Annotated in this window: 4 protein-coding genes; 1 reads left to right on the forward strand and 3 read right to left on the reverse strand. The window is 63.8% G+C overall.

Annotation, left to right across the window (positions count from 1 at the left end; all coding sequences use genetic code 11):
• Positions 1-27 precede the first annotated feature (27 nt).
• Both C0058_RS22505 and C0058_RS22510 read right to left on the reverse strand, forming a co-directional pair.
• On the reverse strand, positions 28-12966 hold the full coding sequence (locus C0058_RS22505; RefSeq protein ID WP_102369609.1) for a non-ribosomal peptide synthetase: 12939 nt from the start codon (positions 12964-12966) through the stop codon (positions 28-30).
• Between the two features lie 60 nt (positions 12967-13026).
• Positions 13027-13785, reverse strand: a complete 759-nt coding sequence (locus C0058_RS22510) for a thioesterase II family protein (RefSeq protein ID WP_003209023.1) — start codon at positions 13783-13785, stop codon at positions 13027-13029.
• 278 nt (positions 13786-14063) lie between these two features.
• On the opposite strand from C0058_RS22510, the gene C0058_RS22515 reads away from it, so the two are divergent.
• A complete protein-coding gene (locus tag C0058_RS22515) occupies positions 14064-14615 on the forward strand; it encodes an RNA polymerase factor sigma-70 (protein WP_003209024.1) in 552 nt (183 codons plus the stop codon).
• A gap of 138 nt (positions 14616-14753) precedes the next feature.
• Here C0058_RS22515 and C0058_RS22520 read toward each other — a convergent pair whose 3' ends face one another.
• Positions 14754-15767 (reverse strand): GNAT family N-acetyltransferase, encoded by a 1014-nt coding sequence (locus C0058_RS22520; protein WP_003209026.1) that lies wholly within the window; start codon positions 15765-15767, stop codon positions 14754-14756.
• Positions 15768-15831: the final 64 nt, after the last annotated feature.

Below are 15831 nucleotides of genomic sequence, written 5' to 3' on the forward strand. Positions count from 1 at the left end.
CCGACGAGTGGCGCGTTGCGATCCGAGTTAAAAACCCTCCAGCTCCGCCATCAAATCACTCAACCGATCCACCTTCTCGGCGCTGATCTCATTCGCCGCCAGCCCGTCGATATACCCCGCCAACGCCTCCACCGTGCTGCACTCGAACATCGCCCGCAACGGCACATCCCGCTGCAGCGTCTTCTGCACCCGTGAAGCTATCTGCGTGGCCAGCAACGAATGCCCGCCCAGTTCGAAGAAGTTGTCCTGCACGCCGACGCGCTCGACCTTGAGCACCTCGGCCCAGATCCCGGCCAGCGTCTGCTCCAGCTCATTGCGCGGCGCCAGATATTCCTGGCTGTGCAACTGGCCGATCTCCAGTGCCGGCAAGGCCTTGCGGTCCAGCTTGCCGTTGGCGTTCAGCGGCAACCGGTCGAGCCACAACCAATGCAACGGCACCATGTATTCCGGCAGCTCGGCCCGCAGGCGTTGCTTGATGCGATCGAGGCGCTCACCCGGGTTGAGCTGCGCATCCGCCGCCACCAGGTAGCCCACCAGATGCTTGCCGTTGACGCCCTCCTGCACGCCCACCGCCGCATCCCGCACTTCAGGCTGCTCATGCAGGCGCGCTTCGATTTCACCCAGCTCGATCCGGTAACCGCGAATCTTCACCTGATGGTCGATGCGCCCGACGTACTCCAACACACCGTCGCTGCGACGGCGGGCCAAATCCCCTGTTCGATACAACCGGTCCGCACCCAATGGATTCGGCACAAACGCTTGCGCCGTGCGCAGCGGATCGCTGACATAACCACGACCCACGCCCGTCCCGGCCACGCACAACTCGCCAACCGCGCCTTGGGGCACCAATTCCAGCGCGCCATCCAGCAGGTACAACCGGTTGTTGTCGGTCGGCGTACCAATCGGCAGATAAGTGCCACGGGTCGACGCCAGGTCGACGCGGAAGAACGCCACGTCGTCCGAACATTCCGCCGGGCCATACGCGTTGACCAGGCCAATCTGCGGATAACGCAGCAACCACTGGTGCGCCAGTTCCGGCGGCATCGCTTCACCCGTCGGCAGCATCCAGCGCAAGCCATCCAGGCTCATGCGCTCCTGGGCGAGCATGCCCTGGATCAGTGACGGCACGCTTTCCAGCACGGTAATGCCCTGGGCCTGGACGTGAGCGAGCAAGCCTTGCGGATCATGGGCAATGGTATTCGGCACAATGTCCACCCGCGCCCCGAACAGCGGCGCCGCGAGGAACTGCCACACCGAGATATCGAAACTTTGCGAGGCGGTCTGGGCGATCACATCGTGCTCAGTCAGTTGCAGATACGGCACTTTGCTCAACTGGTTATTGAGCATGCCGCGCTGTTCGACCATCACGCCCTTGGGCAGGCCAGTGGAGCCCGAGGTGTAGATCACGTAGGCCAGGTTATCCGGCGCGCTGTAGATGCCCGGGTTCTGCTCTGAACCCACCAGCTCCTCCCACACCAGCAGCCTCGGTCGCGAGCCACAGGCAAACTCTTCCAGCAACAGATCCGCCTGTTCCCGACAAGCCTCGGTGCACACCAGCAACGGCGTACGACTGAGGTCGATGATCCGGCTCAAGCGCTGGGTCGGCAGCCCCGGATCCAGCGGCAAGTAACCCGCGCCAGCCTTGAAGCTGCCGATGATCATGCCCAGCAAATCCAGATTACGTTCAGCCAGCAACGCCACCGGTTGGTCCAGCCCGACACCCGCGGCAATCAGCGCATGGCCCAGGCGGTTACTGCGCCGGTTCAGCTCAGAGTAGGTCCATTGCTGATCCAGGCAACTGGCGGCAATCCGCTGTGGATGCTGTGCCACCTGGGCTTCGAACAGCTCGATGTAACTGCGCTCCAGCGGATATTCATGCTCGCTCTGGTTGCAGCCGTCCACCAGGAACTCACGCTCCTGCTCGCCAATCAGCGGCAAGTCGGCCATGTCGCCATGGAAGCCCTGCACCAGCGCCAGCAGCAGCCGCTTGAATTCAGCGAGCATGCCTTGCACGGTGGTTTCATCGAAATAACGCTGGTCGTAGGACAGGTGCAAGCCCAGGTCATCGCCCGGGTAGCACACGGCCGTCAGCGGGAAGTTGGTGTGGGTGCGACCGGAATCCGAGGTGGCATTCAGGCTTTGCGCACGGTCCAGTACCGAGACTTCCACCGGGGCGTTCTCGAACACGAACAGGCTGTCGAACAGCGGCTGGCCTTTCGGCAGTTCGCTGTGCTCCTGGATGGTCACCAGCGGCAGGTACTCGTACTCGCGCAGTTGCATATTGCTGTCGAGCAGGCCGCTCAACCATTGGCGCACGCTGCACTGCTGATCGTCCTCCGGCAGCTTGACCCGCAAGGCGATACTGTTGATAAACAGCCCGACAGTGCGCTGCATCTCGGGCATTTCTACCGGGCGCCCTGCCACGGTGACGCCGAACAGCACGTCGCGATCGCCACTCAAGCGCCGCAGCACCAGGGCCCATGCCGCCTGGGCGAAGGTGTTCACCGTCAATTGATGAGCCTGGGCCAGCTCGCGCAATTGCGCGCCGTCGCGCACATCCAGGCGGGTGTAGCAGTCGCCTACCACCATGCCGCCGCTGTGGCCGGCATGCTCGCGCAGGAACGGCCGGTCGCTCGGAATCGGTGTGGTGCGTTCGAACCCTTGCAGGTTCTGCTGCCACCACTGGCGCGCCTCGGCGAGGTTCTGGCGTTGCAGCCAGGCGATGTAATCGCGGTAACGCGGTGGCGTCGCCAGTTGCGCTTCGCGACCTTCGCCGAGGGCCATGTAGATGTCGAAGAAATCGTTCATCAGCAGCGAGCGGCACCAGGCATCGATCAGGATGTGATGGTTGCTCATCATGAACCAGTAGCGGGCTTCGCCCACGCGGATCAGCCGCAGGTGGAAGGGCGCCTGGTTAAGTAGATCGAAACCGGCTTCACGCTCGTTTTTCAGCAACGCTTGCAGGCGCGGTTCCTGCTCGCTTTCCGGCTCCGGGCTCCAGTCGAGGTACTCGATCGGCGTGCTGCCGGGCTTGTGGATAACCTGCAACATGTCTTCGCCGACGTTCCAGCAGAACGAGGCGCGCAAGGCTTCATGACGGGCGATCACCGCCTGCCAGGCCTGGGCGAAACGCTCGGGGTCCAGGGCGCTGTTGATGCGGTAGCGGTCCTGCATGTAGTAGAGGCCGGTGCCCGGTTCCAGCAGGGTGTGCAGCAGCAAGCCTTCCTGCATCGGGGTCAGCGGGTACACGTCTTCGATGGCATTGGCCGGCACCGGCAGCGCATCGAGTTGCCCCTGGGTCAGGTGCGCCAGCGGGAAGTCCGACGGCGTAAGGCCGCCCGCGTCTGCCTTGAGGCAATGTTCGATCAGGCTTTGCAGTTCCGCCAGGTAAGCGTCCGCCAGTTCAGCGATGGTCTGGCTGTGGTGACGCTCGCGGCTGAAGGTCCAGCGCAGCACCAGCTCACCGCCGTACACCTGGCTGTCGACACTCAGCGCGTTGGGCAACGGCGCGTCCGGGTCGTGGGCGATCCCGGCGGACTCGTCCAGCGGGTGGAACAGTGCGTCGGCGCCAAAGCTCTGGTCGAACTGGCCGAGGTAGTTGAAGGTGATACTGGCGGTCGGCAACGCGGCCATGGTCTGGCGGCACAGGTCGTCGGCCAGGTAGCGCAGCACGCCATAACCCAACCCTTTGTGGGGCACGCCGCGCAGTTGCTCCTTGATCGCCTTGATCGAGGCGCCCTGCCCGGCGGCCTCTTCGATATGCAGCGGGGTCAGGCGCAGCGGGTAGGCGCTGGTGAACCAGCCGACGCTGCGGGTCAGGTCGATCTCGTCGAATAGCGGTTCGCGGCCGTGGCCTTCCAGCTGGATCAATGCGGATTCATGGCCACTCCAACGGCACAGCACACGGGCCAGGGCGGTCAGCAGCAAATCGTTGACCTGGGTGCGGTAGGCACTTGGCGCCTGCTGCAACAACTGGCGGGTGCGCTCGGCATCCAGGCGCACGCTGACGGTATCGGCGTCGCGATTGCGCAGCGAACCCTGTGGGCGATCCACCGGCAACTCAACGGCAGGGCCGGCCAACTGTTGCTGCCACACGTGCAGCTCCTCACGCAGGGATTCGCTGCCGGCATACGCCTGCAACCGCGCCGCCCAGTCGCGCAAGGCGCTGGTCTTGGCCGGCAGGTTGACCGGCTGGCCGTCGCTCAACTGGCGATACACGGTCTGCAAATCTTCCAGCAATACCCGCCAGGAAACGCCGTCCACCACCAGGTGATGGATCGCGATCAGCAGCCGGCGCTGGCCTTGCGGGCCGTCCACCAGTAACGCGCGCAACAACGGGCCATGGGCGAGGTTGAGGCTGCGCTGGGTGTCGGTGAACAGCGCGCTGCACTGTTCCATGTCCGCCACCTGGGCTTGCAACAGCAGGCCGCCTTCCGGCACCGCCAAGTGTTCGGCGTGCCATTGGGCGTCGCGCTGGGTGAAGCTCAGGCGCAGGGCGTCGTGATGTTCCAGCACCGCCAGCAACGCTTGCTCCAGGCGATGAGGTTCCAGGGCCTGAACCGGCTCCAGCAGCAATGCCTGGTTCCAGTGTTGGCGCTCCGGGATGTCGGTGTCGAAGAACCAGTGCTGGATCGGCGTCAGCCCGGACGCGCCGGTCAACACGCCTTGTTCGGCGCTGACCTGCTCGCTGCGGGTCGCCACGGCGGCCAGGGTTTGCACGGTCTGGTGCTGGAACAAATCACGCGGGCTGAAATGAATCCCCGCCTGCCGGGCCCGGCTGACCACCTGGATCGACAGGATCGAGTCGCCGCCCAACTCGAAGAAGTTGTCGTCAAGGCCTACCTGTTGCACGTTCAGTACCGCGCACCAGATGGCCGCCAGGGTTTGCTCCAGCTCGTTGCGCGGCGCCACGTACTGTTGACGATTCGCCTCGGGGTCCGGCTGCGGCAAGGCGCGGCGGTCGAGTTTGCCGTTGGCGGTCAGCGGCATGCTGTCGAGGACGATCAGGTGCGCGGGCACCATGTAGTCCGGCAGCTGCGCTTTCAGATGCGCCTTGAGGGATTCACGCAGCGCGCCCTGCTCCTGGTCGCTGACCAGATAGGCCACCAACTGTTTGCCGCTCGGTGAGTCCAGCGCCAACACCACTGCTTCACGCACCGCCTGGTGTTCCAGCAGGCGGGTTTCAATTTCCCCCAGCTCGATGCGGAACCCGCGAATCTTCACTTGATGGTCGATACGACCGAGGTATTCCACCAGGCCATCGGCACGCTGGCGCACCAGGTCGCCGGTGCGATACAGGCGACCGCCGTTCGTGGCAAACGGATCCGCGACAAACCGCTCCGCCGTCATCCCCGGACGCTGGTGATACCCCTGGGCCAGGCCGGCACCGCCGACGTACAACTCACCCGTCGCGCCTTGCGGCACCAGCGCCAGATCCGCATCCAGAATGTAGGCCACACGCGCGCCGATGATGCTGCCGATCGGCACGCTGCCGGCGCCCTCTTCCAGGGCTTCCGGGGCCAGGCTGGCCAACGGCATCACCACGGTTTCAGTCGGGCCATAGGCGTTGAAAAACAGCGCCGGCTTGAATGCCGCACGAATGCGCTGCAAGTGTTCGCCGGTCAGGGCCTCACCGCCGGTGATGCACATGCGCACCGCCAGGGTCTGGTCTTGCGTGGCCAGCCATTGCGCCAACTGGCTGCCATAGCTTGGGGTGAAGCCCAGGATATTGATGCGGTGCCGACGAATCAGCCCGCAGATTTCTTCCGCGTCCCACTGGCCCTGGGCCCGCAACACAACCTGGGCACCACTGAGCAACGGCACCAGCAGACGCTCGGTGGCAGCGTCAAAGTTGATGGAATAGAAGTGCAGCTCGCAGTCATCCGGGCGCATGCCGAAGCGTTCGATCACCGCCTGGCAATGCATGGCGATTTCACCGTGGGACACCACCACGCCCTTGGGCTTGCCGGTGGAACCGGAGGTGTAGATCAAGTAGGCCTGATGTTGCGGCAGGCTGATGAAAGGCAACTCGCTTGCCGGGTAGTCCGCCAGGGTCAGCAGGTCATCTTCCAGGCACCAGCGGCCGACACTCTCAGGCAGTTCGCCCAATGCGTCGAACATCGCGGCATCGCTGAGCAACAGGCCGATGCCACTGTCTTCGATCATGTAGTGCAGGCGGTCCAGCGGGTATTCCGGGTCCAGCGGCACATAGGCGCCGCCGGCCTTGAGGATTGCCAGCAGGCCGACGACCATTTCCAGCGAACGCGACAACGCCAGGCCGACCCGCACCTGCGGGCCCACGCCGCGCTCGCGGAGCATCCAGGCCAGGCGATTGGCACGGCTGTCGAGTTCGCTGTAGCTCAGGGTCTGCCCGGCAAAGGTCAACGCCGGTGCATCGGCACGGGCCAGGGCCTGCTCGCTGAACAGGTGATGGATGCACTGGTCGAGGCGATGCTCGCCAGCCTCAATGCCAAGGCTGTCTTGCAGGGCGCGCTGTTCGCCAGCCTCCAGCAACGGCAACTCACTCAGGCGCTGTCGCGGATCGCCGAGCAAGGCTTCCAGCAGGTTTTGCCAATGCGCCGCCATGCGCGCAATACGCGGCTCGTCGAACAGGTCGGTGCTGTAGGTCAGGCAGCAACCCAGGCGATGATCGAGGTCGGTGACCTCCAGGTTGAGGTCGAACTTGGTGGCGCGGGCATCGTTGGCCAGGTATTCGACGGTCATCCCGGCCAGGGTGCGGCTTTGCTGGAATTCCCAGCGCTGCACGTTGCACATCACCTGGAACAGCGGGTTGTACGCCGCGCTGCGGGTTGGTTGCAGGGCCTCCACCAGATGGTCGAACGGCAGGTCCTGATGGGACTGGCCTTCGATCACGGTGTGGCGAACCTGGTCAAACAGTTCGCCGACACTCATCTGCCCGTTGAGCTGGCAACGCAGCACCTGGGTGTTGAGAAATGCGCCAATCAGCCCTTCGCTTTCCGGGCGAATCCGGTTGGCCACCGGCGCACCGATGCGCAGGTCAGTCTGGCCGCTGTAGCGGTAGAGCAATACCGCGAGGGTGGCGGTCATGGTCATGAACAGGGTCAGGCCGCGTTCGGCGTTGAAGGCACGCACGCGGGCGGCGAGGTCGTCGCTCAAATCAAAACGGTACAGCTCGCCCTGGTGACTTTGCACCGGCGGCCGCGGACGGTCGGCCGGCAGTTCCAGCAGCGGATGTTCGGTGCCCAGTTGCGCGGTCCAGTAATCCAGTTGGCGCTGGCGTTCGCCGGACTCCAGCCACTGGCGCTGCCACACGCTGTAGTCGAGGTACTGCACCGGCAGTGGCGCCAGTGGCGATTCGCGGTCGTCGATGAACGCTTCATACAGCGCGCTGAGTTCACGGGCAAAGATGTCCATGGCCCAGCCTTCGGTGACGATATGGTGCAGGGTCAGCACCAGGTAATGTTCCTGCTCGCCGGCCTTGACCAGGCAGGCGCGCAGCAGTGGACCGGTTTCCAGATTGAACGGCGTGTGGGCTTCATGATCGGCCAGTTGCTGCACACGCCGTTGCCGCTCGGCCTCACTGAACGCCGAGAAATCCTGCCAATCCATGCGCACGCCGGTTTGCGCCGCAACCTTCTGTTGCGCCACGCCATTGATGCTCGGGAACGTGGTGCGCAGGGTTTCATGGCGCATGATCAAGGCCTGCAACGCCGCCTCGAAACGGCCCACGTCCAGCACCCCGCGAAAGCGCGCCATGCCGCCGACGTTATACGCCGGGCTGTCGGGCTCCATCTGCCAGAGGAACCACATGCGCTGCTGGGAATAGGACAGTGGCACCGGTTGGCTGCGGTCGACCTTGCCGATGGCCAGCTGTTGGTTACGTTGCCCGGCGGCCTGGATCAGCCGGACCTGCTCGGCGAAAGCCCCCAGCTCGCTGGCGTCGAACAGCGTGCGCAACGGCAGTTCGACGTCACAGGCCTGGCGGGTGCGGGAGATGATTTGCGTGGCCAGCAACGAATGGCCGCCAAGGGCGAAGAAGTCGTCCCGCAGGCCGATGCGTGGCAGCGCCAGGACTTCACGCCAGATCGCGGCGATTTGCTGTTCCAGCGCTGTTTCAGGTTCGACGTGCTCACGTACCTGCCACACCGGTTCCGGCAAGGCGCGGCGATCCAGTTTGCCGCTTGGGCTCAGGGGCATCGCGTCCAGGCGCATCAACTGCGCCGGGACCATGTACTCCGGCAGCTCGGCGGCCAGGGCGGTTTTTACGTCCTGTTCATCCAACGGTTCGCTGGCGGTGTAGTAACCGATCAACTGCGCACCGGCTGCGGTTTCCCGCACCAGCACCACCGCTTGGGCGATGCCGTCGAGAGCCAGCAGGCGGGCTTCGATTTCTTCAGGCTCGACACGGAAGCCACGCAGTTTGACCTGCTGATCCAGGCGCCCGAGGTATTCCAGCACACCGTCGGTGCTCCAGCGCACGCGGTCACCGGTGCGATACAGGCGTGCGCCCGCCTCACCCAACGGGTCGGCGACAAAGCGTTCGGCGGTCAGCCCCGCACGCCCGAGGTAACCCCGGGCCAGGCCGATGCCACCGATGCACAACTCACCCGGCACACCCGCCGGCAGCGGCTCGAACTGATCATCCAGCACCCGGCAAATCACATTGCCCAGCGGCCGGCCAATCGGCGAACGCTCGCCGTCCTCGGCCTGGCAATGCCAGTGCGTCACGTTGATCGCGGTTTCGGTGGGGCCATACCGATTGTGCAACTGCACCGCCGGCAACTGCGCCAGCACCCGGTTGCGCAACTCGGCAGGCAGCGCTTCACCGCCGGAGAACAGGCGACGCAGGCTGGTGCATTCGGCAGCCAACGGTTCGTCGACAAACAGCTGCAACAGCGGCGGCACAAAGTGCAGGGTGGTCACGCCGTGTTCCTGCACCAACTGCGCGATGCGATGGGGATCGCGATGCTCGCCGGGGCCGGCCAGCACCAGGCGGCAACCGGTGATCAGCGGCCAGAAACACTCCCACACCGACACGTCGAAACTGATGGGCGCCTTTTGCATCAGCACATCGGTTTCATCCAATTGGTAGGTGGCTTGCATCCACTGCAAGCGCTCGGCCAGCGCGGCATGAGTGTTGCCCACGCCCTTGGGCTGGCCGGTGGAGCCGGAGGTGTAGATCACGTAGGCGAGGTTGTCGCCATTGAGGTGCAAACCCGGCGCGTGGGTCGGCCAACTGTCGAGCTTGAGGCTGTCCATGGCGATGACGCACACGCCTTGCGCCGTGGGCAGTTGTTCCAGCAGTGGAGTCTGGGTCAGCAGCAGTTGCACGCCGCTGTCCTTGAGCATGTAGCCCAGGCGTTCGGCGGGATAATCCGGGTCCAGCGGCACATAGGCGCCGCCGGCCTTGATGATTGCCAGCAGGCCGATCAGCAGTTGCGGCGAACGCTCGGCGGCGATGGCCACGCACACGTCCGGGCCGACGCCCTTGTCCCGCAGGTAATGGGCCAGGCGGTTGGCCTGGGTGTGCAATTGCGCGAAGGTCAGACTGCCGTCCTGCCACACCAGTGCGGTGCGTTCCGAGACCTGTTGGTTAAGTTGTTCCGGCAGCCAGCGCTGCGCCGGTGTGCACGGCGCAGCGCTCCACTGCTGTTGTTGGCGCTGCTCGTCGACGTGCAACAGCTTCAGATCGCCGATGGCCTGTTGTGGTTGCTCGCAAATGGCTTGCAGCAGGTTGATGAAGTGCCCGGCCAGGCGTTCGATGGTGGCGGCGTCGAACAGTTCATCGGCGTAGTCGAAGGACAGGCTCAAGCGGCCGTTGCGGTCTTCTTCCGTGTGCAGTTGCAGGTCGAACTTGGCTTCGCGGCTGTGCCATGCCAGCTCGTCGGCAAGCAGGCCCGGCAAGCGGCGCAAGGCGCCGATGTCACGTTGCTGGTGGTTGAACATCACCTGGAACAGGCCTTGTTCCCGAGCTTGGGGGAAGGCTTCCAGCAGTTGTTCGAAAGGCAGGTCCTGATGGGCCTGGGCGCCCAGCGCTGCGGTGCGGGTTGCCGTCAGCAACTCGGCGAAGGGCAGGCGCGCATCCAGTTCGGCGCGCAGTACGAGGGTGTTGATAAAGAACCCGATCAGGCCTTGGGTTTCCTGGCGCGGACGGTTGGCGTTGGGCACGCCGATGCGGATATCGCGCTGGCCGCTGTAGCGATAGAGCAGGCTCTGGAACGCCGCGAGCAACAGCATGAACGGCGTGGATTCGTGGCTTTGGGCAGTCTTGCGAATGGCTTCGCCGAGGCTCGCGCTCACACGCACACTGTGACGCGAGGCACTGCGCAGGTGCTGCGCCGAACGCGGGTGATCGGTGGCCAGGCTCAGGGTTGGGTGCTCGTCGCCCAGTTGTTGTTTCCAGTAAGCCAGTTGTCGCTGGCCCTCGCCTTCGGCCAGCCACTGGCGCTGCCAACTTCCGTAGTCGGCGTATTGCAGGGCCAGCGCAGGCAGCTCCAGGGGTTGGCCCTGGCACGCAGCGGCGTACAGTCGCGAGAATTCGTCGATCAACACGTTCAGCGACCAGCCGTCCGCGATGATGTGGTGCATCGTCACCAGCAGTTGGTGGTCTTCGTCATCCAGGCGTACCAGCGTTACCCACAGCAGCGGGCCTTTCTCCAGGTCGAACTGGGTGCGGGCTTCGTCTTCACGAATCTGCTTGGCGCGGGCTTCCCGCTCGGCGGCAGGCAAATCGCTGAGGTCGATGACTTGCAGGTCGAAATCAGCCTTGGCGTCGACCCGCTGTAAGGCTTGGCCATCGCGCTCGAAGAAGCGCGTGCGCAGGGCTTCGTGGCGCTGGATCAATTGCTGGAAGCTTGAGCGCACCGCGTCTTCATCCAACTCGCCGCGCAACCGCAAGGCGCCGGGAATGGTGTAGGCGCTGCTGTGCGGGTCGAGTTGCCAGGTGATCCACAGTCGGTTTTGCGCGAGGGATTGCGGCAGGTCTTCCTGGCGCGACAACCCATGGATTGCGCCTTGGGCCACGCCGCCGTCCTGCTGCAATTGCCCGACGCTGGTGGCGAAGGCGGCCAGGGTGGGCGCTTCGAACAACAGGCGCAGGTTCAGTTCCAGGCCGAGGGTTTCCCGCAGCCGGGCGACGACCTGGGTGGCGCTGATGGAGTTGCCCCCCAGCAGGAAGAAGTGATCGTCGGCGGCGACCTGCGTCACCTGCAATTGCTCGCACCAGATCGCGGCAATCCGGCTTTGCAGCTCGGACGCCAGCACCGCATCACCCGCCTGCGCCTGCACGCCGGGGAACTGCGCATAACTGTCGAGGCTGCCGTCCGCCAGGCGTGTGCGGCAGGCCGAGCGCTGCACCTTGCCGCTGGACGTTTTCGGCAAGCCACCGGGGTTGAGCAGCACCACCACGCTCGGCGCTTCCTGGCAGGCTTCGGCCACCGCCTGGCGAATCGCCTTGATCAGTGCTTCCGGCGGCAGGATTTTCTGCACGCTGCGGCTGATTTCGGCGGCGATGCCAATGCCTTCCAGGCCCTGGTCATTCACCGCGAACGCGGCGACCCGGCCCTTGCGCACCACTTCCACTTCGCGCTCGATGGCTTGCTCGATGTCCTGGGGATACAGGTTGTGGCCCCGCACGATCAGCAGGTCTTTCAGCCGGCCGGTGATGAACACTTCACCTTCGCGGATAAACCCGAGGTCGCCGGTCCGCAGCCAGGTACGGCCTTCGTGCTGAACGAAAGTCTTGGCGGTGGCTTCAGGGTTGCGCCAGTAGCCGTGGGCGATGCTCGGGCCGGTGGCCCAGATTTCACCGACGGCATTGTCGGGGAGCGTCGCCAGGGTGGCGGGGTCGGCAATCAGCACCGCGTGCTCGGGCTGGCTGGTGCCGCAACTCATGATCGCCGCGCCCTGACCGGGCTCGGCGCGATTGGCGGCCAGAGCCTGTTCGTCCAGGCGCAGGGCCGGGATGCCGTGGCCACGGGTGCCGCCGGCAACGAACAAGGTGGCCTCCGCCAAGCCGTAGGAGGCGAAGAAATTGTTCGGGGTAAAACCGCAGGCGGCGAACTTCTCGGCGAAGCGTTCGAGGGTGTCGAGGCGGATCGGCTCGGAGCCGGAATACGCCACGCGCCATTTGCTCAGGTCCAGGCGATCCAATGCCGATTCGCTGACTCGCTCGCTGCACAAGCGATAGGCGAAGTCCGGCCCGCCGCTGATGGTGCCGCCGTATTCGCTGATCGCTTCGAGCCAGCGCAATGGCCGGCCAAGGAAGTACGCCGGCGACATCAATACGCACGGCACACCGCTGAAGATCGGCTGCAGCAGCCCGCCGATCAGGCCCATGTCGTGGTACAGCGGCAACCAGCTGACGATCACGTCGTCGGGGTTCAGGTCGATGCCGAAGCCGCGACGGATCAGCAATTCGTTGGCCACCAGGTTGCCGTGGGTCACTTGCACGCCCTTGGGCAACGCAGTGGAGCCGGAGGTGTATTGCAGGAAGGCGATGTCATCGTCCTGCAAGTTGGGCGCGATCCAATTGCCCGCGATTTCAACATGGAGACTGTCAACGCACAGCAACTGCGGCGCGCCTTCGAGTTGCGCCAGCGAATCACCGAGGCTGGACGTGGTCAGCAGCAACCGCGGCTCGGCGTCTGCAATGATCGACAGCAGCCGCTCCTGATGATGGCGGCGGGCGGACTCCGGCGGATAGGCCGGCACCGCGATGACCCCGGCGTACAGGCAACCAAAGAACGCCGCGACGTAATCCGGCCCGCTGGGGAACAGCAGCACCGCACGATCGCCCAGCCCGGCGTCGGCCTGCAAGGCGGCGGCAATGGTGCGGGCGCGCAGGTCGAGGTCGCGGTAACTGAGGACAACGCTCTGTTCGGCCGTCTCGGCAAGGAAGCGCAACGCCAGTCGATCCGGGGTTTGCGCGGCGCGGCGTTGAAGGGACTGAACCAGGGTGCGGGGAAGTTCGAAGGCGTCCATCATGGGGTTCCTGCCTGAAATCGGCTTACTGGGAAATCGGGGAATGTGTGGCCGGGGGCTTGTTCAGCCGGTCGCCCGGGCCATCTGCCGCGCGGCGTCGTTGCGCCAGCGGGCCAGGTGTTCGTCGGCGTAACGCCGCACACAGCGCAGTACGGAACTCTCGTGCTGCACCAGGAAGAAGTGGTGACCGTCGAACATGTCGAGGGAGAAACCGCTGGCGGTGTCTTGCTGCCAGTCCAGCAGTTGATCGGCGCGCACCGTGTCCTGCTTGCCGCCGAATACATGGATGGGCAGGCTCAGCGGCTCACGCTCGCCGTATTCGAAACTGCCGCACAGCAGGAAGTCGGCCCGCAGGATCGGCAGCATCAACTGCATCAGTTCGGCGTTGGCCAGCACGTCTTCGCCCGTGCCCTTGAGTTCTCGCAGGCGGGCGATCAGTTGTTCGTCGTTTTTCTCGATGGCGTATTCGCTGACATCGCGACAGGCCGGGCCGGCGGTACCCGAGGCAAACAGCGCCAATGGCGGCGGCGCGCCCCGTTCGCGCAGGGCATGGGCCAGTTCGAAGGCCAGCAGGCCGCCGAGGCTGTGGCCGAACAAGGCGTAGGGGCCGTCCAACTCGGCGCGGATCTCATCAGCCAGTTGCCCGGCCAGGTTTTTGATATCGCGCTGCAACGGCTCGTCCATGCGCATGCCGCGCCCCGGCAACTCCAGCGGCCGCACCTGCAACCACTCCGGCAGCGCCCGTCGCCAGCGGCTGTAGACCATGGCGCTGGCGCCGGAGTAAGGCAGGCAAAACAGGCGTAATCGAGCCGGCGTGTTCATTTCAGACCACTCCCGCTCACACGATAAAAACCCATTTTGTCCTCCTCCAGGCGCTGATCCTTGGCCGGTTTGTTAACTGGCCTTTCACCCATGAGAACGGATGGCACCGGGAAATAATTAGTCAGCGAGACGCCGTTCACACCTCTCGATAAAGCATAAGATTAGTTCGTCTTCTCATTTGACAATCATTATCATTAAGCATAATTTGTTGCCCGATGTGTAGGAGGCCTCAGCAAGGACGCCCTCCCCCAACCTTCTCTTGCAACAAGGTGATTTCCATGACGGAACAAGTATCCACAGGCAGGTGCGACTCACCCCTACTCCAGGCCTTCGTCGACAATCGACTGATCCTGGTCAAGATCGCAGCGCGTATTACCGGCTGCCGATCCCGCGCCGAAGACGTGGTGCAAGACGCCTACTTCCGGTTGCAATCGGCCCCCACCATCACGTCATCGTTCAAGGCGCAGCTCAGTTACCTGTTCCAGATCGTGCGCAACCTGGCTATTGATCACTACCGCAAGCAGGCGCTGGAGCTGAAATATTCCGGCACGGAAGAGGAAGGCTTGAATGTGGTTATTCACGGCGCTTCACCTGAGACCTCGCACATCAACTTTTCGACGCTGGAGAACATTGCCGACGCCTTGACCGAGTTGCCTCAGCGCACGCGTTACGCGTTTGAGATGTACCGGCTGCACGGGGTGCCGCAGAAGGATATTGCCAAGGAGCTGGGGGTTTCACCGACGTTGGTGAACTTTATGATTCGCGATGCACTGGTGCATTGCCGGAAGGTTTCCGGGACCCATAGCGACACGTTTGCGCGGCGGGCCTGACGCGCCACACATCCCATGTGGGAGCGGGCTTGCTCGCGAAAGCGGTGGATCAGTCACACATGCATTGACTGACACTGCGCTTTCGCGAGCAAGCCCGCTCCCACATTTGATCTTCGTGCACTCAGATTTTTTGCTCAGTCAAACCAACCCACACCGCTCAAAAAACCGCTCCCGCCCCAGAATCATCAACGCCGCCCGCTTATGAGGAAAATCAAACTCCTTCTCACAGTGGAAACACTGATTCTGCATATGCCCAATCATCTTCCCGTTATCCGCCCGAGGCTCAGCCACCACACGCTGCGTACGCGGATCATCGAGAAACAAGTAATGCACCAGCGCCGACAACCAGCTCGCTACCTTGTGCGGACCACGGTGGTGCTCTTCGCCCACCAGCATATGAATCCCGCGATCGTAATCCGCCGCATCATAAAACGGCGCAATCCGATCCTCCTTCGCCCAATACGCCTCGAAATAAGCAAACGGCTCATCATCGAAACAGCCAATTAACGTCAACGCATGGGGATCCGCTTCCAGCTTGTCCAGATACTCCCGATGCTGTTCCAGGCTGCCAGTTTCCTGCCAGAAATTCGCCACCCGCGCACTGTTCTGCCAACGATTGAAGCGCGCCAGATCAACATCAATCTCCACCGTACGCAGTGAAATCCACGCCCCCAGCCGCGCATCAAACCGCCGATACACCTCGCCCCGCGGCTTCGGCGCACGGGCAGGATGACGCTTGCCACCGCTGATGATCATCTGCTGCGGATAAGTCCCCGTGAGAGATTGCCCCAGCCACGGTTGCGGCAACTGCCAGAACAACGTGCGCTCGCAATGAAACTGCCCGGCAACCCCGGTCGCCACCAGCAACCCACTGCGCAAGGCATCTTCCGGCGCATGCTCAAGACACCAGACCAGTCGCTGACGCCCGGGCTCCCTGGCAAACAGCCAATAACACGCCGCCCACAAGGCACGGGCAGCCGGCACACTGGCGGGCTCCTGCAAATGCACCTGCACCTCATCACCCCGCTCAAGGCGCAGGCGAATCAGCGGCTGGCCCTCAAGGGTGAGGCTCAGGCGGCTATCAGTTTCATCAGCATTCAGGGCGGGTCCCGCCGGCAAGGGCAGCACTGACAGGTCATTCAGATTGGACATGGGATGGGCTCACGAATCGTCGACAGTTCAACAAGTGACGTGAGCCGAGGGCAAAAATTTAGAC

It is taken from the genome of Pseudomonas sp. NC02, assembly GCF_002874965.1.
GTDB lineage: Bacteria > Pseudomonadota > Gammaproteobacteria > Pseudomonadales > Pseudomonadaceae > Aquipseudomonas.

Bases quoted from the DNA above. Each gene is read 5' to 3' on its own strand.
- C0058_RS22505 (WP_102369609.1), bottom strand. From the start codon at position 12,966: ATGATGGACGCCTTCGAACTTCCCCGCACCCTGGTTCAGTCCCTTCAA.
- C0058_RS22510 (WP_003209023.1), bottom strand. From the start codon at position 13,785: ATGAACACGCCGGCTCGATTACGCCTGTTTTGCCTGCCTTACTCCGGC.
- C0058_RS22515 (WP_003209024.1), top strand. From the start codon at position 14,064: ATGACGGAACAAGTATCCACAGGCAGGTGCGACTCACCCCTACTCCAG.
- C0058_RS22520 (WP_003209026.1), bottom strand. From the start codon at position 15,767: ATGTCCAATCTGAATGACCTGTCAGTGCTGCCCTTGCCGGCGGGACCC.